Source organism: Streptomyces sp. NPDC057137, from assembly GCF_042670825.1.
Taxonomy (GTDB): Bacteria; Actinomycetota; Actinomycetes; order Streptomycetales; family Streptomycetaceae; genus Streptomyces.
The window spans coordinates 43,649-64,336 of record NZ_JBHUUW010000043.1 but is presented as its reverse complement, the minus strand read 5'-3'; the positions used below and the strand labels follow the sequence as shown (position 1 = coordinate 64,336).

At 70.8% G+C, this 20,688-nt stretch carries 17 protein-coding genes; 2 read left to right on the top strand and 15 right to left on the bottom strand.

The window, feature by feature from the left end; genetic code table 11:
- Positions 1–69 precede the first annotated feature (69 nt).
- From hpnH to ACFT9I_RS27940, 8 genes are all read right to left on the bottom strand, one after another.
- Positions 70–1,089, bottom strand: a complete 1,020-nt coding sequence (gene hpnH / locus ACFT9I_RS27975; protein ID WP_382568697.1) for an adenosyl-hopene transferase HpnH — start codon at positions 1,087–1,089, stop codon at positions 70–72.
- Between the two features lie 5 nt (positions 1,090–1,094).
- The gene (locus ACFT9I_RS27970) at positions 1,095–1,799 is read right to left on the bottom strand and encodes a 1-hydroxy-2-methyl-2-butenyl 4-diphosphate reductase (protein WP_382568695.1); all 705 of its coding nucleotides are present in this window, start codon (positions 1,797–1,799) and stop codon (positions 1,095–1,097) included.
- Positions 1,799–3,871: a squalene--hopene cyclase gene (shc, locus tag ACFT9I_RS27965; RefSeq protein ID WP_382568693.1), complete on the bottom strand. Its 2,073-nt coding sequence runs from the start codon at positions 3,869–3,871 to the stop codon at positions 1,799–1,801. Before shc ends, ACFT9I_RS27970 begins: the two co-directional genes overlap by 1 nt.
- Positions 3,872–4,043: 172 nt before the next feature.
- On the bottom strand, positions 4,044–5,102 hold the full coding sequence (locus ACFT9I_RS27960) for a polyprenyl synthetase family protein (RefSeq protein ID WP_382568718.1): 1,059 nt from the start codon (positions 5,100–5,102) through the stop codon (positions 4,044–4,046).
- A 143-nt stretch (positions 5,103–5,245) separates the two neighbouring features.
- The gene (gene hpnE / locus ACFT9I_RS27955) at positions 5,246–6,673 is read right to left on the bottom strand and encodes a hydroxysqualene dehydroxylase HpnE (protein ID WP_382568716.1); all 1,428 of its coding nucleotides are present in this window, start codon (positions 6,671–6,673) and stop codon (positions 5,246–5,248) included.
- A 58-nt stretch (positions 6,674–6,731) separates the two neighbouring features.
- Positions 6,732–7,682 (bottom strand): presqualene diphosphate synthase HpnD, encoded by a 951-nt coding sequence (hpnD, locus tag ACFT9I_RS27950; RefSeq protein WP_382568691.1) that lies wholly within the window; start codon positions 7,680–7,682, stop codon positions 6,732–6,734.
- Positions 7,679–8,599 (bottom strand): squalene synthase HpnC, encoded by a 921-nt coding sequence (hpnC, locus tag ACFT9I_RS27945; RefSeq protein WP_382568689.1) that lies wholly within the window; start codon positions 8,597–8,599, stop codon positions 7,679–7,681. Before hpnC ends, hpnD begins: the two co-directional genes overlap by 4 nt.
- Before the next feature lie 414 nt (positions 8,600–9,013).
- Entirely contained in the window at positions 9,014–9,721 is a 708-nt protein-coding gene (locus ACFT9I_RS27940; protein WP_382568687.1) for a TetR/AcrR family transcriptional regulator, read from the bottom strand.
- Between the two features lie 87 nt (positions 9,722–9,808).
- Between ACFT9I_RS27940 and ACFT9I_RS27935 the strand changes: the two genes are divergently transcribed.
- Positions 9,809–12,016, top strand: coding sequence for an MMPL family transporter (locus tag ACFT9I_RS27935; protein WP_382568714.1), 2,208 nt, complete (start codon positions 9,809–9,811; stop codon positions 12,014–12,016).
- Between the two features lie 91 nt (positions 12,017–12,107).
- Here the strand turns inward: ACFT9I_RS27935 and ACFT9I_RS27930 are convergent, their stop codons facing one another.
- From ACFT9I_RS27930 to ACFT9I_RS27900, 7 genes are all read right to left on the bottom strand, one after another.
- Positions 12,108–12,893 (bottom strand): ABC transporter ATP-binding protein, encoded by a 786-nt coding sequence (locus ACFT9I_RS27930; RefSeq protein ID WP_382568685.1) that lies wholly within the window; start codon positions 12,891–12,893, stop codon positions 12,108–12,110.
- A complete protein-coding gene (locus ACFT9I_RS27925; RefSeq protein ID WP_382568683.1) occupies positions 12,886–13,824 on the bottom strand; it encodes an ABC transporter permease in 939 nt (312 codons plus the stop codon). Before ACFT9I_RS27925 ends, ACFT9I_RS27930 begins: the two co-directional genes overlap by 8 nt.
- Positions 13,825–13,923: 99 nt before the next feature.
- A complete protein-coding gene (locus ACFT9I_RS27920) occupies positions 13,924–14,796 on the bottom strand; it encodes a glycosyltransferase family 2 protein (RefSeq protein ID WP_382568681.1) in 873 nt (290 codons plus the stop codon).
- Positions 14,797–14,801: 5 nt separating this feature from the next.
- Positions 14,802–15,581: a CDP-alcohol phosphatidyltransferase family protein gene (locus ACFT9I_RS27915; RefSeq protein WP_382568679.1), complete on the bottom strand. Its 780-nt coding sequence runs from the start codon at positions 15,579–15,581 to the stop codon at positions 14,802–14,804.
- Positions 15,559–16,620 carry an iron-containing alcohol dehydrogenase family protein gene (locus tag ACFT9I_RS27910; protein WP_382568677.1) on the bottom strand — a complete coding sequence of 354 codons (1,062 nt, stop codon included), beginning with the start codon at positions 16,618–16,620 and terminating at the stop codon, positions 15,559–15,561. Before ACFT9I_RS27910 ends, ACFT9I_RS27915 begins: the two co-directional genes overlap by 23 nt.
- Positions 16,608–17,345: a sugar phosphate nucleotidyltransferase gene (locus tag ACFT9I_RS27905; RefSeq protein WP_382568675.1), complete on the bottom strand. Its 738-nt coding sequence runs from the start codon at positions 17,343–17,345 to the stop codon at positions 16,608–16,610. The genes ACFT9I_RS27910 and ACFT9I_RS27905 overlap by 13 nt, the downstream gene beginning before the upstream one ends.
- Positions 17,342–19,258 carry a DUF5941 domain-containing protein gene (locus tag ACFT9I_RS27900; protein ID WP_382568713.1) on the bottom strand — a complete coding sequence of 639 codons (1,917 nt, stop codon included), beginning with the start codon at positions 19,256–19,258 and terminating at the stop codon, positions 17,342–17,344. Before ACFT9I_RS27900 ends, ACFT9I_RS27905 begins: the two co-directional genes overlap by 4 nt.
- A 342-nt stretch (positions 19,259–19,600) precedes the next feature.
- Here ACFT9I_RS27900 and galE point away from each other — a divergent pair, with 342 nt between their 5' ends.
- Positions 19,601–20,584 carry a UDP-glucose 4-epimerase GalE gene (gene galE / locus ACFT9I_RS27895; protein ID WP_382568673.1) on the top strand — a complete coding sequence of 328 codons (984 nt, stop codon included), beginning with the start codon at positions 19,601–19,603 and terminating at the stop codon, positions 20,582–20,584.
- The last annotated feature ends 104 nt before the right edge of the window (positions 20,585–20,688 follow it).

Here is a 20,688-nt window from a genome sequence, read left to right as displayed (position 1 = left end):
CCACCGGAAGGACGGCGGCGACGAGATCCGCTGTCCTTCCGGTGGCCATGACGTCACGGGCCGCCGGTGTCACTTGCTCCCGGCGACCGTCTCCCGAACCGCTCGCAGCGACTCCTTGAGGGAGCCCATGGTGGCGAGCACGGCCGTCGGCTCGTAGCCGCAGTGCGCCATGCAGTTGGCGCAGCGCGGGTCCTTGCCCCGGCCGTACTTGTCCCAGTCGGTCTCCTCGACCAGTTCCTTGTACGTCGGGACGTACCCGTCGCTCATCAGATAGCAGGGTCGCTGCCAGCCGAAGAGCGAGTAGTTGGGAATCGCCCAGGCCGTGCACGGGAAGTCGGCCTTGCCCTCCAGGAAGTCCAGGAAGAGCGGTGAGTGGTTCAGGCGCCAGCGCGCCCTGTTGCCACCGGAGAACGCCTTCTTGAACAGCTCCCGCGTCTGCTCGACGCCCAGGAAGTGCTCCTGGTCGGGTGCCTTCTCGTAGGCGTAGGCGGGCGAGATCATCATCTCGTCGACCTTCAGGTCGTCGTTGAGGTAGTTGAGGACCTCGATGATGGTCTGTGGGGTGTCGGTGTTGAAGAAGGTGGAGTTGGTGGTGACCCGGAAGCCGCGCTTCTTGGCCTCCTTCATCGCCTCCACGGCCTCGTCGAAGACCCCTTCCTTGGCGACGGACTCGTCGTGCCGCTCGCGCAGGCCGTCGATGTGCACGGCGAACGCGAAGTAGGGCGACGGCGTGAACTTGTCCATCTTCTTGCGCATCAGCATCGCGTTGGTGCAGAGGAAGACGTACTTCTTCTTCGCCACCAACTGCCGGACGATCTCATGGATCTGAGGGTGCATCAGCGGCTCGCCGCCGGCGATGGAGACCATCGGTGCCCCGGATTCGAGCACCGCCCCCACCGCTTGCGCCACGGGCATGCGCTGCTTCAGGACCCCGGCCGGGTGCTGGATCTTGCCGCAGCCCTCACACGCGAGATTGCAGGCGAAGAGGGGTTCCAGCTCGACGATGAGTGGGAACTTCTCACGCTTGCGGAGCTTCTGTTCAACGAGGTATGTCCCGACCCTGATGGTCTGACGGAGCGGCATGGCCATCTAGCTCACCTCCTGGGGAGCAGCAAAGAACGGTGCCATTCAAGAAAAGCCGGAATGACGGCACGAAGGACACGGAAGGCTGATATTCCACCGCGTACCGTGCCAATTCGGACTAGCTCATGCTCTGGAGCGTCCACGACCACCCGTACGGCCGCAACCGGGCGGGACCCGGCGCTCAGAGCAGTGAGGAGCGTGGCGGCGGACTCCATGTCCACGGCGACGGCTCCCGTGGCGCGCAGTCCGTCCCTCTCGGGGCCGCGCACCACATGGTCGGATCCGGTAAGCGGGCCGGTATGGACCGTACGTCCGGGCAGCGCCCGGGACAGCGCCTCCACGAGCAGCCCTGTTCCCGTGCAGGGTGCCGAGCCGTGGGGGCCCCGGGTCTCTTCGGCGACGATCAGGTCCCCCGGCTTCATGCCGGGGACCAGGCCGGCACAGAATCCGGACGCGATGACGACCGCGCCCCTGTTCCGGTCCGTTCCGAGCGCGCGCGCCGTCGCACGCTCGGCGTTCTTGGGGCCCATGCCCGTACGGAGCACGGTGACGGGCCCTGCGTCGCCCGTCCGGCCGCCGCGGCCCGGCAGACCGCTCTGCAGGCCGCTGCGCAGGGCCACCTGCTCGATGCCGAGGGCGCAGGCGATCAGCAGGGGTGTGGCGGACGGGTCGCCGGACAGGTCCGGGGGGCCGACTCTGTCGGGGGGAGAGTCCATCAGGCCCCCTTGCGGCTGTCCGCCCGGCTGTCCGGCCGTCGCTCGTCCGTGTTCCTCGACCGGCCGTCCCCCAGCCGCTCGGCGCGGGCGAGCGCGCGGTCCGCGAACGGTTCCCCGTTGACGTACCGGCCGAGCGCCGTGAGCGGGAACACCTGCCGGTAGAGGTGATAGTTGATGGAGAAGTCCCACGGGAACCCGGTGCCGGTGAAGTACGGCTCGTCCCAGGAGCCGTCCTCCCGCTGGGCCGCCGCGAGCCAGGCCACGCCGCGCTCGACGGCCGGCGTGTCGCGCCGCCCGGCGGCGAGGAGCGCGAGCAGCGCCCACGCGGTCTGCGAGGCGGTCGACGCGCCGTGCCCGATCCACTTCTCCTCGCGGTACGAGCGCAGGTCCTCGCCCCAGCCGCCGTCGTCGTTCTGTACGGACTCGACCCAGCCGACCGCGCGGCGGATCGCGGGGTGGGTGACGGACATCCCGGCGGCGACGAGTGCCGGTACGACGGACCCCGTCCCGTACACGTAGTTGACGCCCCAGCGGCCGAACCAGGCGCCGTCCGCCTCCTGTTCGGCGAGCAGCCACTCGATACCGCGCCGGGTGTCGGGGTGCTGGGCCAGGCCCTCGTACGCCAGCATCTCCACGACGTGCGCGGTGACGTCGGCCGACGGCGGGTCGATGACCTCGCCGAAGTCGCAGAACGGCAGCCGGTTGGGGAACGGGCTGACGTTGTCGGCGTCGAAGGCTCCCCAGGCGCCGTTCTTCGACTGCATGCCGAGCGTCCAGCGCGCGCCGCGCTGCACGGCCTTGTCCATGCGCACGGTGTCCGGGTGGGCCACCCGGCGCAGGGCGAGGATGACCTCGGCGGTGTCGTCGATGTCCGGGTAGTTGTCGTTGTGGAACTCGAACGCCCAGCCGCCGGGGGTGAGTCCCGGCCTGCGGACGGCCCAGTCGCCGGAGCGCACGATCTGCTCGTCCAGCATCCACTCCGCCGCCTTGACCAGCGCGGGATGGTCCGCGCTCACGCCCGCGTCGGCCAGCGCGATCGTGGCGAGGCAGGTGTCCCACACCGGGGACTGGCAGGCCTCGATCATGCGCGAGCCGTCCTCGCGCCAGACGGCGAAACGGTCGAGCGATTCGAGTCCGGCGCGCATCACGGGGTGCTGGAGGTCGTAGCCGAGCAGATGCAGGGCGATGACCGAGTAGACGGCCGGGGGCTGGATGCCGCCCCAACAGCCGTCGTTCTCCTGGCGTTCGACGATCCAGCGGGCCGCCGCGTTCATCGCCGTGCGACGTACGACGCGCGGTGCGACCTTGTGGTAGAGGTGCAGGGCCTTGTCGATGCGCTGGAAGATCCCGTCCCAACTCGCCGCCGCCGCAAGGGGCTTGGTAGGGTTCGGTCGAGCGACATCCGCGTGCAGCTCGTCGAGCGCGAAGGGCGCGGGACGGACGGGACGCAGGGCCGAGACGATCGTGAGAGGCACGATGGTCTGCCGCGCCCAGCAGCCGAACGAATAGATGTTCAGCGGGAACCACTTGGGCAGGAAGATCAGTTCGGGCGGTACCTCGGGCAGGTCGTCCCACTTCCACCAGCCGAAGAGCGCGAGCCAGATCCGGGTGAAGACCCGGCTCTCGGCGATGCCGCCCTGCTCCCTGACCCAGGCGGCGGCGCGGGCCATGTGCGGGTCGTCGGGTCTGTCCCCGGCGAGGCGCAGCGCGACGTATCCCTCGATGGTGGCGGAGAGTTCGCCTGGTCCGCCGTAGAAGGTGGCCCAGGTCCCGTCGGCGCGCTGCTCTCCCCGGATGAACCGGCCGGCCGCCTCCGTGGTCCTCGCGTCCTGCACCCCGAGGAACTGACGGAGGAGCAGATCCTCGGCGTCCATGGTCACATTGGTCTCAAGGTCGCCCTTCCACCAGCCCTGGGCGTCCTGTTGGCCGAGCAGATGCTCGACGGATCGTGCGGTGGCACGCCGTGCGACCTCTCCGATGTCGCTCGCGACGGGAGTGGTGTCGGACGGTTCGCTCGCCGCGGCAGCACGGGGTCCCACGGCCCCGGTGCTTCCGTCGGTCGTCGCTGTCATGGCTTCCCCTTACGTGCAGTTGGTCCTCTGCTGTGCTGGGGTCTCCGTCGTCCGTCGGACCGTGAACGGCCCGAACGAACGGCGACTGCGGAGGCTGACGGTGCGTCAGCCTCCGGTGAGCGCGGATATGCGAATGGCGATGGTGATCATCTCTTTCGAATGGCGGTCGTGATCATCTCTTTCGTACGACGACGAAGTCCGCGAGCGCGGTGAGCTGTGCGCGGACCCGTTCGGGCATGTCCACGCCGCCCAGGGCCTCGATGGCGACGGTGTGCTGTCTGCGGGCCTCCTGCGAGGTCCACTCCCGGCCGCCCGCCTCCTCGATGAGCGCGGCCCTGGTCGCGAACTCCTCCTCCGAGAAGCTGGCGAAGTCGCTGCTCTTGGCGTCGGCGGCCAGGAGTTCACCGAGCCGCTCGGAGGCGGGGCCTCCGGCGGCGAGGGCCGCGACGACCGGCAGGGACTTCTTGCGCTGGCGCAGATCGCTCCATGTCTGCTTGCCGGTGGCCCCGGGGTCGCCCCAGATGCCGAGCAGGTCGTCGACGGCCTGGAAGGCGAGGCCGAGGTGGTGGCCGTACGACTCCAGGACGTCGGCCGTCCGGTCGTCGGCTCCGCCGAGGACGGCGCCGATGGACACGGCGCAGGCGAGCAGCGCGCCCGTCTTGTTGCCCTCCATCTCCAGGCACTCCTCGACGGTGACCCGCTCGCGGTGCTCGAAGGAGATGTCCTGCGCCTGCCCGTCGATCAGTTTGCGGGTGGCGGTGGTGAGCCGACGGGTCGCGCGGCCCGCCTCGACGGTGCCGATCTCCAGCAGGATCTCGTTGGCGAGCGCGAACAGCGCGTCACCGACGAGGATCGCCTGGGCGGGGCCGTGCGCCTTCCACACGGTGTCCCGGTGGCGGCGCTGCTCGTCGCCGTCCATCAGGTCGTCGTGCAACAGCGAGAAGTTGTGCACCAGTTCCACGGCGACGGCGCCGGGGACACCGGTCTCGGCCGCCGCTCCGGCCGCCTCCGCCGACAGCAGGGCGAGCGCGGGTCGTACGGCCTTGCCGCCGTCACCGTCGGCGGGCCGTCCCTCGGCGTCGATCCAGCCGAAGTGGTAGGCGGCGACGGTGTCCATCGGCGGGGCGAGCCTGCCGACGGCCGCCCGCAGCACGGGGGTGGACAGGGCTCGGCCGCGCTCCAGCAGCGCGAAGACGTCCGCGGTGTCGACAGCCGGATTCGCCGGGGGCACAGTCGGCACGGTCTCTCCTCTTTCTGCAGTACTCATGGGTCCCGTACGCGTCGTCGCCGTACTCGTCCTTGCCGCGCTTGTCCTTGTGGCGATCTTCGCCGCCGCGCTCTTCCCTGCCGTGCCCGGCACGGCGGCCTCCCGCCTCATGCGGCCTCCCGCAGCGGATGCCGGTGGGCGCGGCCGAGTTCGGACAGGGCCGCGCCCGCCGCGCTGAAGCCGCTGCGGACCGCGCCTTCCATGGTCGCTGGCCAGCCGGTCGCGGTCCACGCCCCGGCGAGAAAGAAGCCGGGCGCGCGGGTGCGCGCGGCGGGGCGCAGCCGGCCCACGCCGGGCGTGGGGGCAAAGGTCGCCGTCCGCTCCCGTGTGACGAAGAAGTCCCGCACCTCGGCGCTTCTCGCGGCCGGGAGGAGACGTTTCAGCTCGGGCAGGTAGCGGGCGCGCAGCTCGGCGACGGGCAGGTCGATCTCGTCCGTGACGGCCGACTGAGACAGCGCCACGTACTGACCCTCCTTCAGACCCGAGGCGTCCGTGCGGTCGAAGACCCACTGGACGGGGGTGCCGAGCGCGGCGAAGAACGGGCGGCGCAGCACCTTGCGGTCGTAGACGACGTGCACGTTGAGGATCGGCGACGTGCCGATGTCGAGGAGCCGGCCCGGGTGATCGAGCGCGCCGTCGGGCAGCAGCGCGTGCGTCTCGCGCTGCGGTACTGCGAGGATCACCGCGTCCGCCTCGATGCGCTCGCCGGGGACGTCGACGGCCCAGCGCCCGTCCTCGGCGCGGGTCACGGCCGTGACGCGGGTGCGCAGTTCGGTCCGTACGCCCGCGGCGTCGAGGGCTTTACGGGCCAGCGTGTCGTGCACTTCACCGAGTGGCACCCGGGCCCAGCCGATGTCGGCGGCGCCGCGCTCGGAGAGCAGTCCGGTCTTGAAGACCATCGCGGCCAGACCCATGGAGGCCTGCGCGGCGCGGACGTTGAGCGTGGCGACGCAGACGAGGTCCCACAGGGCCTCGACGGCGCGCGCCGACTGGCCGTGCCGGCCGAGCCAGGTCGCGAAGTCGATGCCGTCGAGCGCGGGGTCGGCCGGGTCGAGCGCCTTGAGGGCGAGCGCGGCGCGTCCTACGGAGGCCTTCTCGGCGAGCGAGAGGTGCGGGTAGGTGGCGAGCCCTCCGGCGAGATGCAGCGGTACGGGCAGGGCGTTGCGGCGCAGCCGTCCGACCCGGGGCCGGTCGCGTCCCACGTCCAGTACGGGGACGTCGAGCCGGTCCTGTACGGGGGCGAGGGCGGCGCCGTCGACGCGGTCGAGGAACCAGCGGTAGGCCGTGCAGCAGCGCAGATACACGTGCTGTCCGTTGTCGACGGTCAACTCGTCGCGGGTGAAGGAGAAGGCGAGACCGCCGAGGCGGGGGCGGCCCTCGACGAGCGTCACGCGCACTCCGGCGTCGGCGAGCTGGAGCGCGGCGGTGACACCGGCGATGCCGCCGCCGACGACGACCGCGTGGCGCGATGTCGTACTGCCGGATGTCGTCATACGCCCTCCCCCGTGACTGTCGCAGTCAGGGACGCGACAGATCCCCGGGAGGTTGATCGCGGGGCGCCGAGTCCGCCGTCGGCGCCGCCGGACAGCGGCGTCACGCGCGCCTCCTGACGCTCTGCCGGGAGATGTTCCTGGCGTCGAGTCCGGAGAGCCCGCGCACGGCGACGTACGCCTTCTCGCGTCCGGGCAGCGAGACCCGGCCGCGCAGGACGGCTTCGGGGTCGCGTTCGATGCGGTCGAGGAGCCGGCGGTAGATGCCCGCCATGGCGGCGACGCAGGCGCCGCTGCGCCGGTCGAGCATGGGCAGCAGCCGGTAGCCCTCGGCGAAGAGCGCGCGGGCGCGTCTGGCCTCGAAGTGGATGAGCCCGGCGAAGTCGGAGCCGGCGGGCGGGGTGGCGCTGTCGAAGCCCGCCGAGCAGCCGAACTTGGCGAGGTCGTCGGCGGGCAGATAGGTGCGCGCGTTGCCGGCGTCCTCGCGTACGTCGCGCAGGATGTTGGTCAGTTGGAGCGCGAGGCCGAGGGTGTCGGCGTACTCGGACGCGCGCTCGGCGCCCGGCGCCGCGGGGTCGGTGCCGAACACCCCGAGCGAGAGTCTGCCGATGGCTCCGGCGACGCACCGGCAGTAGATCTTGAGGTCGTCCCACGTCTCGTACGTCTCGCCCTTGACGTCCATCAGGACGCCGTCGATCAGTTCGTCGAGCCCGCCGAGCGGGAGCGCGAAGCGGCCGGCCGCGTCGGTGAGTGCGACGGCGACGGGGTCGGTGTCGTCCTCCTCGATCTGGCCGTTTCTGATCCGTCCGAGGAGGGCGCGGGTGTCTTCGAGCCTCGACTGCTTGGCCCCGGGCTCCAGCGTGCCGTCGCCGATGTCGTCGACGCGCCGCGAGAACGCGTACAGCGCCGACATGGCCTGCCGTTTCTCGGCGGGCAGCAGCCGGATGCCGTAGGCGAAATTACGGGCCTGCTGCCCGGTGACGGCCTCGCAATAGCTGTACGCGGCCTGTACCGGCGCCGACACGGGGGTCTGTCCCTCCACGATCCGGCTCACCCCTTTCTGTGCGTTTTCCGCAGGACTGCTCCCACTTCACGCAGCAGACGTGGTGTGGTGGCTTTGGGCGGTCCGGGCAGTACATCGTGTCCCACGGCGGCGACCGCTGAGAGAGCGGCGCGCCCCCCACCGACGAATCCGGCCAGAAGAAGTCGGAGCCGGCCGTGCACGCTGTGCACCAACGGCCCTCCCTCGTCGAGGAGTTGACCCGCGCGTTCGGCCTCGAAGGCGATCAGGCTCCGGACGGAGGCGTTCGCGGTCGGCGCGGCGAGGTCGGCCTCGCTGACACGGAACCGCTTCATGTCGTCGGCGGGCAGATAGATCCGGTCGCCCGCCAGGTCCTCGGCGACGTCCTGGAGATGCTCGACGATCTGGAGTCCGGTGCACACGGCGTCGGAGCGGCGGACGCGTTCGGGGCTCGTGGTGCCGGTGATCGCGAGGACGAGGCGGCCGACGGGGTTGGCGGAGAGTTCGCAGTAGGCGAGGAGGTCGTCGTAGGTGCCGTAGCGACGCACGGACTGGTCCTGGCGATTGGCCTGGATCAGACCGAGGAACGGCTCGGGGGTGAGCGCGTGGCGCCGTACGGTCGGGACGAGACCCCGCAGCAGTGGGTGGCGCGGGGCCGGGCCCGCCGGGTCGAACACCCGGTTCAGGTCGGCCTCGAAGGCGTCCAGCATGGCGAGCCGGTCGTCCGTCGCCCCGGCGTCGAGGCCGAGGTGGCGGGCGTCGGCGCCGCCGGGCGCCAGGTCGCCGTCGCCGATGTCGTCGACGAGACGGGCGTAGCCGTAGACGGCCATCAGGTCGTCGCGCCAGGCGCGCGGCAGGAAGAAGGGGGCGACGGGAAAGTTCTCACCTGACGCCTTGTCGAGGGTGGCACGCGAGGAGGTCTCGGCCTGCCTCTGGGGGGCGGCCGTCACCTCGGACCGCCTGCTGCGGGGACGGCGCGACCCTCGCGGAGCTGGAGATCAACCGTCATTGCCGTCACGTCTCCCGTTCTACACTGCCGACCCAAACATCCCATTTCGGACACGCCGCGCGGCCTGGCGACTGGGATTCCGCCGATATGGACGGATCCGCAGCCGGTCAGCCGGGGCTTACGGACGTATCGCCGCTCTTGCCACGAATCAGCACCGGTACAGCTTACGTTGTACAACGCCCACGGCCGCGCCGGGGCACCTCGCGCACAACGACAACATCACGAGTCGCTTCAACCTTCCTCAGCGGCACGGGACTTGACGGAAGTTTGACGGTTGACAGGCGGCGGGCGGGTGCTGAGCGGGTGTCGGGCGCCGCCGCGACGCCGTCCGGCTGCGGCCGCGTACGGTCGCGGTTCACGCTCCGCCGGGGCGCCCTCGGGGCACCAGGAGTCCGGCGACGATGGTGTCGGTCGTACGTTCGATCACGGCGTCCCGGTCCGCGGCCGGCAGCCGGCCCATCGGTCCGTCGAGGATGAGCATCGCGAGGCCGTGCGCCGTCGACCAGGCGGCGGCCTCGGCACCGGGGCGGTTGTGGGCGGGCATCCGGCCGGTGGCGACCAGTTCGTCCAGCGCCTCGGTGAGCAGGTGGTACGAGCGGTACTGGGGGTTGTCGGCGGGCGACGTCACACCACCCCATCCGGCGTCCTCGCCGGCGCCCGGGAAGAGCGAGTGGTTGAAGGCCGTGCGGAAGAGGCCGGGCTGCTCCAGGGCGAAGCCGACGTATCCCCGGCCGATCGCCGCCAGCCGCTGTTCGGCGGCCGCGCCGGGGTCGTCCGCACCGGTGGAGTCCGCGCCGGGCGCCACCGCCGCGACCCGCTCCATGGCGTCCGCGAGCATCTGCTGCGCCTGGATCTTGACCGCGAGGAGCAGATCGCCCTGGCCGGCGAAGTGGCGGTAGGCGGCGGTGGCCGAGACGCCCGCGCGGCGGGCCACCTCACGCAGGACCACCTTGGTGGGTCCCCCGTCGGTCGCCAGCTCCACTCCGGCGGTGATCAGCGCGTTGCGCAGATCGCCGTGGTGATAGCCGGCCTTGGCCCCCGGGGTCGCCCGATTGTTCTCCATGCCTTCATCCTGCCCGATGTTGACAGTATTAACATCCCCTGCCAGAGTCGGTGTTGACGCCGTTAACATTCGGAGATGGGGGATCCCGTGCTGTCCAAGATCGCTGAGCTGGCCCTGAAGAGGTCGCGGCTCCTACTCGTACTGGCCACCGTCGCCGTGGTCGCCATGGGCGTGCTCGGAGCCGGCGCTTTCGGCAAGCTGCTCGGCGGCGGCTTCGACGACCCGGACGCGCAGTCGTCGCGGGCCGCCGTCCGGATCGACGAGAAGTTCGGGGGCGAGACCAACCTGCTGTTCCTGGTCGGCCAGGAGGGCACCCGGCCGGGGCCCGGCTCCCCCGCCGTCGACGAGCGGGGCCGCGCCCTCACGGACGGGCTCAAGGACGACAGCACCGTGAGCAACGTCGTCTCGTACTGGGACACCAAGAGCCCGCGGCTCATCTCGGAGAGCGGCGGCGAAGCGCTGATCGCCCTCCATGTGAAGGGCGACGAGACCCGGCGCACCGAACGCGCCCAGGAGCTGATCGACCGCTACACGGGCGACCGCGACGGCGTCGAGGTCCGCGCCGGCGGCGCGACCGCCATCGGCATCGACATCAGCTCCCAGGTCTCCGGCGACCTCGCCGTGGCCGAGGCGATCGCCGTACCGGTGACGCTCCTGCTGCTGGTCCTCGCCTTCGGCAGCCTGGTGGCCGCGGCGCTGCCGCTGGTCATCGGACTGATCGCGATCGTCGGCACGTTCGCGCTCCTCTTCGTCCTCGGCAGCGTGACCGAGGTGTCGGTCTTCGCGATCAACCTCACGACCGCGCTCGGCCTGGGGCTGGGCATCGACTACGCGCTCCTGCTTGTCAGCCGCTTCCGCGAACAGCTCGCCGCCGGGGACGAGGTCCCCGAGGCACTGCGCACCACCGTGAGGACGGCCGGGCGCACGATCCTGTTCTCGGCCGCGACCGTCGCCGCCGCGCTCGCCGCGCTGCTCGTCTTCCCGCCGTTCTTCCTGCGCTCCTTCGCCTACGCGGGGATCGGCGTGGTCGTGATCGCGGTGGTCGCCGCCCTGTTCGTCGTGCCGCCGCTGCTGGCCGTGCTGGGCCACCGGGTCAACAAGGGGCGGCTGCCCTGGGCCAGGACGGTACGGCGCTCGGACGCGCCCTTCTGGGGACGGCTCGCCGCCCTTGTCATGCGCCGGCCCGCCCTCACCGCCCTGCCGGTGCTCGCCGTGCTGCTGCTCGTCGCGAGCCCGCTGCTCGGCGTCACGTTCGGCACGCCCGACGAGCGGGTGCTGCCCGAGGACGCGGCCGGCCGGCAGGTCGCGACGGCCGTCCAGCAGGACTTCCCGACCGACGAGGCGGGCGCCGTCCAGATCGTGAGCACCTCGGCCGTGGGGGCGGAGCCGCTGGCGGCGTACGCGGGCGAACTGTCCCGGCTGGACGGTGTCGTACGCGTCGACGCCTCCGCCGGCACGTACACCGACGGGCGGGGCCAGGAGCCGGGCCCCGCGAACGCGGGCCTCGGCCGGCCGGACGCGCAGCGCCTCGTGGTCGTCACCGGCACGGCGCCCAAGTCCGCTGCCGCCCAGGACCTGGTGGCGGACATCCGGGCGCTGGAGAGGCCCGCGGGCACCGAGATGCTGGTCGGCGGCGCGGACGCGATCCTCGTCGACTCCCGGCAGTCCATCGGTGACCGGCTGCCGCTGGCGATCGGGCTGGTCGTCGTGACGACCTTCGTCCTGCTGTTCCTGTTCACCGGCAGTGTCGTCCAGCCGCTGCGCGCGCTGCTGCTCAACGCGATCAGCCTGTCGGCCGCGATCGGCGCGATGGTGTGGATCTTCCAGGACGGCCATCTCTCGTCGCTGCTGGGCTTCACCCCGCAGCCGATGGACACCTCGATGACCGTGCTGCTGTTCTGCGTCGCCTTCGGACTGTCCATGGACTACGAGGTGTTCGTGACCAGCCGGATGAAGGAGCTGCACGACGCGGGCGCGGACCGGACGACGACCGTCACCCAGGGTCTGGCCCGCACCGGGCGGATCGTCAGCATGGCGGCCGGGCTGCTGGCCGTGAGCTTCTTCGCCTTCGGTACGAGCGGGATCAGCTTCCTCCAGATGTTCGGCATCGGCAGCGGTCTGGCGATCGTCATCGACGCGGTGGCGGTGCGCGGTGTGCTCGTACCGGCCGCGATGCGGCTGCTGGGGCGCGGCGCCTGGTACGCGCCGGCCGCGCTGCGCACGCTGCACGGCAAGGTGGGCCTCGCCGAGGAGCCCGTCGCGGCCGAGCCGGAACGCGCCCCGGCCGGCGTCTGACCACGCGTACGCGAAGCGGCCCCCGCCGGACGGATCCGGCGGGGGCCGCTTCGCTGTGTGGGAGGGGGCTCGAACTTCCCCTGGAACACGGCTACTTGCCGGTCTCCTTCTCGTACGCCTTGAGCACCTCGTCCGTCGGGCCGTCCATCAGCAGCTCGCCCTTCTCCAGCCACAGCACGCGGTCGCAGGTGTCCCTGATCGACTTGTTGCTGTGGCTGACCAGGAAGACCGTGCCGGCCTCCTTGCGCAGCTCGCGGATCCGCGCCTCGGAGCGGATCTGGAACTTGCGGTCACCGGTGGCCAGCGCCTCGTCGATCATGAGGACGTCGTGGTCCTTGGCCGCCGCGATGGAGAAGCGGAGCCGGGCCGCCATGCCGGAGGAGTAGGTCCGCATCGGCAGAGTGATGAAGTCGCCCTTCTCGTTGATGCCGGAGAAGTCGACGATGGACTGGTAGCGCTCACGCACCTGCTCGCGCGTCATTCCCATGGCGAGACCGCCGAGGATGACGTTGCGCTCGCCGGTGAGATCGTTCATCAGCGCGGCGTTGACGCCCAGCAGCGAGGGCTGGCCGTCGGTGTAGACCTTGCCGTGCTCGGTGGGCAGCAGCCCCGCGATGGCGCGCAGCAGGGTCGACTTGCCGGAGCCGTTGGTGCCGATCAGGCCGATCGCCTCGCCTCGGTACGAGGTGAAGCTGACCCCCCGGACGGCGTGCACCTTGCGGACTCCGCGCGCCTCGCCCTTGTCGCGCCTGAGTATGCGGCTCAGTGCCGCAGTGGCGTTGCCCTTGCCACCGCCGCCGCCGTTGACGCGGTACACGATGTGCACGTCGTCGGCGATGACGGTGGGGACGCGTCCCTGCTCGTTGAGGTCAGCCACGGCCGTATCGTTCCTCAGCCTTCCAGAAGTACACAAAGCCCGCGATGCCGACGAGGAGCGACCACGCGAGACCCGATGCCCACACGTGCTGGGGCAGGTTCTCGGAGCCGTAACCGTCGATCAGCGCGAAGCGGATGAGGTCCATGTAGATGGCGGCGGGGTTGTACTGGAGTACGTCCACGACCCAGCTCGGCACGTTCGGCTTGCCGGCGAGCATCAGCGGGATGGAGAACATCACGCCCGACGCGTACATCCAGGTACGCATGATGAACGGCATGAGCTGGGCGAGGTCGGGCGTCTTGCTGCCCAGCCGCGCCATGATCAGCGCCAGACCGGTGTTGAAGACGAACTGGAGCACCAGGACGGGCAGCACCAGCAGCCAGGAGAGAGCGGGGAGGCTGCCGAAGGCGACCACCACGGCCAGCAGCACGATCATCGAGAACAGCAGCTGCTGGAGCTGCTGGAGCGCGAAGGAGATGGGCAGCGAGGCACGGGGGAAGTGCAGGGCCCGCACGAGCCCGAGGTTGCCCGAGATCGCCTTCACGCCCGCCATCACGGACGTCTGGGTGAAGGCGAACACGAACACGCCCGTCACCAGGAACGGGATGTAGACGCTGGTCTCCATCCCGCGTCCGGCACCGAGGATCAGGCCGAAGATCAGGAAGTAGACGAAGGCGTTGAGCAGCGGGGTCGCCACCTGCCAGAGCTGGCCGAGCTTCGCCTGGCTGTACTGGGCCGTCAGCTTCGCCTGGGAGAAGGCGAAGATGAAGTGGCGCCGACCGTACAGCTTGCGGATGTACTCGGCCAGTCCCGGACGGGCACCGCTCACCGACAGGCCGTACTTGGCGGCCAGTTCGGTCGAGGACAGACCGTCGTCGGGAGACGGCGGGGCGCTTATGGCGATCGCGCCGTCATGGGTTGTCTCACTCACAAGTTGAAACTTTCGTGTTCAAGATGCGCAGCCGGTCGGGCACAGGCGTGGACGGCCGGGACCCGGAGTTGAGCCCCGATGCTCTCAGAACCGAGCCTGTCAGATGACAGGCGGTCGGCCCAGTCGGGTCAGCCGCCACACCGTACGCCACTTCATGGGCCTGCGGGGACCGCACGGAGTCGTCCAGCCTTCCCGGAAACCGCCGAACCATGCCTTGAGCGCGGGGACGGTCGGACGGCGGGCGAGGGTGAGCAGGATCCAGACGCCGAGATAGACGGGGACGACGGGCGCGGGCAGGTTGCGGCGCGCCAGCCAGACCCGGTTGCGGGCCACCATGCGGTGGTAGACCGCGTGCCGTGACGGCGGCATCGTGGGGTGGAAGAGGACCATGTCGGCGCGGTAGTCGATCATCCAGCCGGCGTCCAGGGCCCGCCAGGCGAGGTCGGTCTCCTCGTGGGCGTAGAAGAAGTCGCCGGGGAGGGCGCCGACCTCGGCGAGGACCTTCGTACGGACGGCGTTGGCGCCGCCCAGGAAGGTCGTCACACGGGAGGACCGCAGCGGGTCGGAGGCGCGCAGCCGGGGGACGTGGCGGCGCTGGGTGAGGCCGGTGTCGGGGTCGGCGATCCGGAAGCTGACGATGCCGAGGACCGGGTCGGCGGCGAACGCCTCACGGACCAGCTCGGCGGTGTCGGTGCCGGGCAGCAGGCCGTCGTCGTCGAGGAAGAGCAGGACGTCCACGTCGCCGCCGGAGGGGCCGAAGGCCTCGATGCCGACGTTACGGCCGCCGGGGATGCCGAGGTTCTCGGGCAGCTCGATCGTCCGTACGCCGTCGGGCACGTCACCGACCGGGGCGCCGTTGCCGACGACCACGACGTCGATCGGGTCGCCGTCCTGCTTGGCGACGGAGTCGATGAGGGCGCGCAGGTCTTCGGGGCGGTTGCCCATGGTGATGATCACCGCACCGAGACGCATGTCACTCACCTCAGCCTGCTGGACGCGAGGATCGACACGAGGTGCAGCAGCGTCTGCACGACGGCGATTCCGGCGAGGACGGCGACGCCGAGCCGGGAGAAGAACAGATCGTCCCGGACCGAGTCCAGGATCGCCAGGACCAGGATCAGCAGGGACGCCTCGATGCCGAGGATGAGCCGGTGGAACTTCAGCGCCCCGGCGGCCCTGCGGGCCAGCGCCATACCGGACGAGCGCGGCTCGGAGGCCGCCTCCTTGACCGGAGCGAGGCCCTGCTGGTGACGGGCGACGCCGACCAGGTCGGTCTCGGCCTTGATCATGATGGCGCCGAGGGCGGCGAGCGTCCCGAGGAAGGCCCACAGCCAGTCGATCCGTCCGGTGCCCCACAGGTCGGCGGCGCGCAGGCCGAAGCCGACCAGGACGGCGGCGTCGCAGAGGTAGGCGGCGACCCGGTCCAGATAGACCCCGGTCATCGAGTACTGCTTCTTCCAGCGGGCGACCTCGCCGTCGACGCAGTCCAGCAGCAGATAGAGCTGGACCGCCACCACGCCGAGCACCGCGCCCGTGATCCCGGGCACCAGGAGGGCGGGGAGGGCGAGGGCGCCGGCGACGGTCATCACATAGGTCAGCTGGTTGGGCGTGACCTTCGTGTTCACCAGGTACCGGTCGACGCGCAGGGAGATCTCGCGCATGTAGAGCCGGCCCCCCCAGTGCTCGCCGCTCCGCCGGTCCTTGACGCCCGGGGGGTGAACGACCGGACGGAGTTCAGCTACTGATGGTCTTGGCATAGTCGGCGTACGCGTCCCTGATCTGGTCGGTGGACAGGTCGAGGTGTTCGAGGATCGTGAAGCGGCCCGGTCTGGTCTGCGGCGCGTAGTCGACGGCCCGGACGAACTCGTCGACGGTGAAGCCGATCTCGGCGGGCAGCACGGGCAGTTCGTGTCTGCGCAGCACCTCGGCGAAGAGCCGCGACTGTTCGCGGGCGCCGCGCAGATGCATCGCGAAGGCAGCGCCGATGCCGACCTGCTCGCCGTGGCTGGCGGCCCGCCTGGGGTAGAGCAGATCGAAGGCGTGGCTGATCTCGTGGCAGGCGCCGGACGACGGGCGGGTGTCACCGCTGATCGAGATGGCGATGCCGGACAGGACGAGCGCCTCGGACAGCACGGTGAGGAACTCGTCGTCGCCGACGCCGCCGGGGTGGCGCAGAACGGATTCGCCGGCGGTACGGGCCATGGCGGCGGCCAGTCCGTCGATGGGCTCGCCGTTGACCTCGTGGGACAGCTCCCAGTCGGCGATGGCCGAGAGGTTGGAGATGGCGTCGCCGATTCCGGAGCGTACGAAGCGGGGCGGGGCCTCCCGTACGACATCGAGGTCGATGACCATCGCGATCGGCATCGGCACGCCGTAGGAGCCGCGCCCGTTGTCGTTGTCCAGGGTGGCGACCGGTGAACACAGGCCGTCGTGGGCGAGGTTGGTGGCGACGGAGACCATCGGCAGGCCGACGCGCGCGGCGGCGTACTTCGCGACATCGATGATCTTGCCGCCGCCGAGGCCGACGACCGCGTCGTACCGCTTGCCCTTGATGTCGTCGGCGAGCTTGACGGCGGAGTCGATCGTGCCGTCGGCGACCGGGTACCAGGCGGCGCCGGGCAGGACCGGCGACAGTTTCTCGCGCAGCGCCTGCCCCGAGCCGCCGCTGATCGCGATGGCGAGCTTGCCGGAGGCGGAGATCCGCTGGTCGGCGAGGAGGCCGGCCAGATCGTCCATGGCGCCGCGCGTGATGTCGACGACGACCGGGGACGGGATGAGTCGGGTCAGTACTGGCACGCGATGACACGGCCCTTCGCGAGGTCGTCGTGGTTGTCGATCTCCACCCAGGGGATGTCGCCGATGGGGGCGACGTCGATGGTGAAGCCTCTGTTCACGAGTTCCTGGTAGCCGTCCTCGTAGTAGAGGTCGGGGTCGCGCTCGAAGGTGGCCTTGAGGGCGTCGGCGAGTTCGTCGGCGGCCTCGGGCTCGATGAGGGTGACGCCGATGTACTCGCCGCTGGCGGTGGCGGGGTCCATCAGCTTCGTGATGCGCCGTACGCCCTTGTCCGCCTCGGTGATGACCTTCATCTCCTCGTCGGCGAGCTGCTTCACCGTATCGAGGGCGAGGATGATCTTCCGGCCGTCGCCGCGGGCGGCGAGCAGTGTGCGCTCGACGGAGACGGGGTGGACGGTGTCGCCGTTGGCGAGGATCACGCCGCGCCTGATGACGTCACGGGCGCACCAGAGGGAGTAGGCGTTGTTCCACTCCTCGGCCTTGTCGTTGTCGACGAGGGTGAGGGTGAGGCCGTACTTCGCCTCCAGGGCGGCCTTGCGCTCGTACACGGCCTCCTTGCGGTAGCCGACGACGATCGCGGCCTCGGTGAGCCCGATCTCCGCGAAGTTGCCGAGCGTCAGGTCGAGGACGGTCGTGTCGCCGTCCACGGGCACGAGGGCCTTGGGCAGCGTGTCGGTGTAGGGGCGCAGGCGCCTTCCGGCACCTGCCGCCAGTACGAGGCCGATCATGCGGTTTCTCCTTCGTCGTGTACGGCGGGGGCTCCGGAGGACACCCAGAACTGGATGGACTCCGCGAGCGCGATCACGGCGACGACGACGGCGATCACCGTCAGTCCCAGCGGAAGGTCGAATGCGGCCGTGGAGAAGGCGGCGAGTACGGCGACGAGCAGCGTGCGGCCCTCGTGTCCGCCGAGGGAGCGGACCAGCCCTCGGGGCGGGGCTCCGGCGCCGCCACGGATGCGGTACACCGTGTCGTAGTGATGGTAGGCGACCGCCGCGACCAGCCCGAACGCCGCGGGCAGGGCGCCGGGGACGTCGGCGCGGGCGGCGAAGAGCAGGATCGCGCTGTACTCGGTCGCCCGGAAGACCGGCGGGATGAGCCAGTCGAGCGGGCCGCCCATGCGGTGGGCGACGGCGATCCCGGAGGTCACGACGTAGATCAGGGCGCCGAGGACGAGTACGGGGCTGTCGAGCGGGCCGAAGGCGGCCATGGCGACGGCGGCGGCGCCGCCCGCGACGGCGATCAGGAGCGCCGACACGCCGGGCAGCGCGCGGGCCGGGCGCCGCACCGCGCGGGCGACCAGCTCGGCGAGCGGTCCGGTGTCGGCGAGGTCGGCGAGCGCCTGTGCGGCCCGGTCGGTGCGGACGGCCCGGCGGGTGACCGAGCGCAGGACACGGCCGGCGGTGGTGTAGCAGGCGGCGAAGCCGCAGCCGACGAGGAGCGCGTAGAAGACGATCCGGGGCGTGGTGAGGGCGGTGAGGACAGCGATCATCGCCCAGCGCTCACCGATCGGCAGGACGATCATCCGGCGTACCCAGACGGTCCAGCCGACGCTGTCGAGCTTGCTGGACAGGGCGGTGGTGGGGGTGCCGACGACGGCTTTGCCGTTGACCGTCGCGGCGGTGCTGTCGGCGTTGGCCTCGTTGAAGGAGAAGTCCACGAAGTGCCGTACGGACTGCAGGACCATCGCGGCGAGCGCGAGAGCCCACACGTCATCGCCGCCGCGGGCCGCGCCGAGCGCGAGACCCGCGTAGTACGCGTACTCCTTGGCGCGGTCGAACGTCGCGTCCAGCCAGGCGCCCATCGTCGAGTACTGCAACGAGTAGCGGGCGAGCTGTCCGTCGGTGCAGTCGAGTACGAAGGAGAAGAGCAGCAGCAGTCCGGCCGCGACATAGCCGCCGCGGGTGCCGGTGGCCGCGCAGCCCGCCGCGATCAGGGCGGTGAACAGGGACGCGGTGGTGACCTGGTTGGGCGTCAGTCCGCGCCGGGCGCACCAGCGGGCGAGGTAGCGGGAGTAGGGGCTGATGCAGAAGGTGGTGAAGAAACCGTCGCGCGCCTTCACGGCGGAGCGCAGCCGTACGGCCTCGTCGTCGACGGCCGCGACGGCGGCGAGCGCCTGTTCGCGGGCGGCCTGTCCGGCGGGGACGGCGGCGACGAGCGAGCCGAGTTCGGGGTGCTGTACGGCGGTGCCGTCGGCCTCCAGCGCGGCGCTCACCCGGTCGGCGAGCGGGAGTTCGGAGGTCGCGGGCGCGGTGTGCGTGCCGGGCTGGTCGGCCTCCGTCACGAGGCCGGCGCCACCGGTGCGTACGGCGGGGGCGTCCTCACGGTCCGCGGCGGCGCCGCTGGTCACGGCGGTCAGCGCCACGGACAGCGCGGCACGCGCCTCGGGTTGGGCGGTCAGCGCGCCGGTGACGGCCGCCGCCGGGAACCGGGGGTCCGTCAACGCCAGCCGCAGGGCGTGGAGATGACCGACGAAGCGCTGGTCCACGAGGGCGACGCGGTCGGCGGCGGGCGCCGAGGCGAGCAGGCCGATGGCCGCCGCCGCGTCGGGCGCGGTGCGCACTTCGAATCCCAGCGACCGCAGATCGCCTTCGAGCGGCGATCCGGGTACCGGCGTACCGGTGAGGATGGCGGTCGACAGACGAATTCACTCCTTGACACTGCGGGGCGGCCGCGCGGCGGCTCTGCCCGGGATGCGGGTCGGCGGCATGTCGGCAGAGGCTATCGGATGAACGGAAGACCGAGTTCACTGCCCGTTCATGCCCCGGACGCCATGAGCCGGGCCAATTCCGACCCGCCGGGAGATCATCATTGTCGATGGGTGCCCCGCCTCACAAACCGTGGCCGTCAGGGACCCGCACGGGTCCCGTAAGACATATCCGACTCCGCACGGTCTGCACCGTCGAAGCCGCGACCGCCAGGTGAACGTCCGGTAACCGTACGACCACCGGGGCCGTCTCGCGGCAGCCTCTATGGTGACGGCATGACTTGGCTGATCACAGGTGGAGCGGGATACATCGGCGCGCACGTGGCGCGGTCCATGACCGAGGCGGGTGAACGGGTCGTGGTCCTCGACAACGTCTCGTCCGGCATCGCGGACCGGCTGCCCGCCGAAATCCCCCTGGTGCGGGGCTCGTTGCTCGACCGGGACGTCGTCGACCGGGCGCTGGCCGACCATGCCGTGACCGGTGTGGTGCATCTCGCCGCCAAGAAGCAGGTCGGCGAATCGGTCGAGCAGCCGCTCGCCTACTACCGGGAGAATGTGCACGGTCTCACCGTGCTGCTGGAGGCCGTGGTCGACGCGGGGGTCGAGCGGTTCCTGTTCTCGTCGTCGGCGGCCGTGTACGGCGTGCCCGATGTGGAACTGATCACCGAGCGGACCCCGGCCGTGCCGATCAACCCGTACGGCGAGACGAAGCTCACGGGCGAGTGGCTGGTACGCGCCACCGGCCGGGCCCACTCGCTGTCCACCGCGTGTCTGCGCTACTTCAACGTGGCGGGTTCGGCGCGCCCCGAGCTGGCGGACACCGGGGTGTTCAACATCATCCCGATGTTCTTCGACCGGATCACCCGCGGTGAGCCGATGCGGATCTTCGGCGACGACTATCCGACGCCGGACGGCACCTGCGTACGCGACTACATCCATGTCGCCGATCTCGCCGACGCCCATCTCGCGGTGGCCCGGAGGCTGGCCGCGCAGGAGGTGCCCGGTGATCTGACGTACAACATCGGGCGCGGTGAGGGCGTGTCGGTGCGCGAACTCGCGGATCTGGTGGCCGAGGTCACGGGCCGTACGACTCCCCCGGTCGTCGAGCCGCGCCGGGCGGGCGACGCGGCGAAGGCCGTCGCGTCGGTCGAGTCGATCACCGGGGACCTGGGCTGGACGGCCCGGCGCGGGGTACGCGAAATGGTCGAATCGGCGTGGGAGGGCTGGCTGCTGCGCCACCCCGAGCTGCCCGCCGGCTGACCCGTAAAAGATCTTGTCACTCCGCTGACCTGCGGGCATTCCCGCAGGTCAGAGGGAATGACAACGGTGTTCAGTCCCGTGTTGCTCGATACCCCCCACCCGTA

Coding starts and splice junctions, on each gene's coding strand:
- shc (WP_382568693.1), bottom strand. CDS start 3,871: ATGACAGCGACGACCGACGGAAGCACCGGGGCCGTGGGACCCCGTGCT.
- galE (WP_382568673.1), top strand. CDS start 19,601: ATGACTTGGCTGATCACAGGTGGAGCGGGATACATCGGCGCGCACGTG.
- ACFT9I_RS27970 (WP_382568695.1), bottom strand. CDS start 1,799: ATGGACTCTCCCCCCGACAGAGTCGGCCCCCCGGACCTGTCCGGCGAC.
- ACFT9I_RS27905 (WP_382568675.1), bottom strand. CDS start 17,345: ATGATCGGCCTCGTACTGGCGGCAGGTGCCGGAAGGCGCCTGCGCCCC.
- ACFT9I_RS27940 (WP_382568687.1), bottom strand. CDS start 9,721: ATGGAGAACAATCGGGCGACCCCGGGGGCCAAGGCCGGCTATCACCAC.
- ACFT9I_RS27915 (WP_382568679.1), bottom strand. CDS start 15,581: ATGCCAAGACCATCAGTAGCTGAACTCCGTCCGGTCGTTCACCCCCCG.
- hpnH (WP_382568697.1), bottom strand. CDS start 1,089: ATGGCCATGCCGCTCCGTCAGACCATCAGGGTCGGGACATACCTCGTT.
- ACFT9I_RS27920 (WP_382568681.1), bottom strand. CDS start 14,796: ATGCGTCTCGGTGCGGTGATCATCACCATGGGCAACCGCCCCGAAGAC.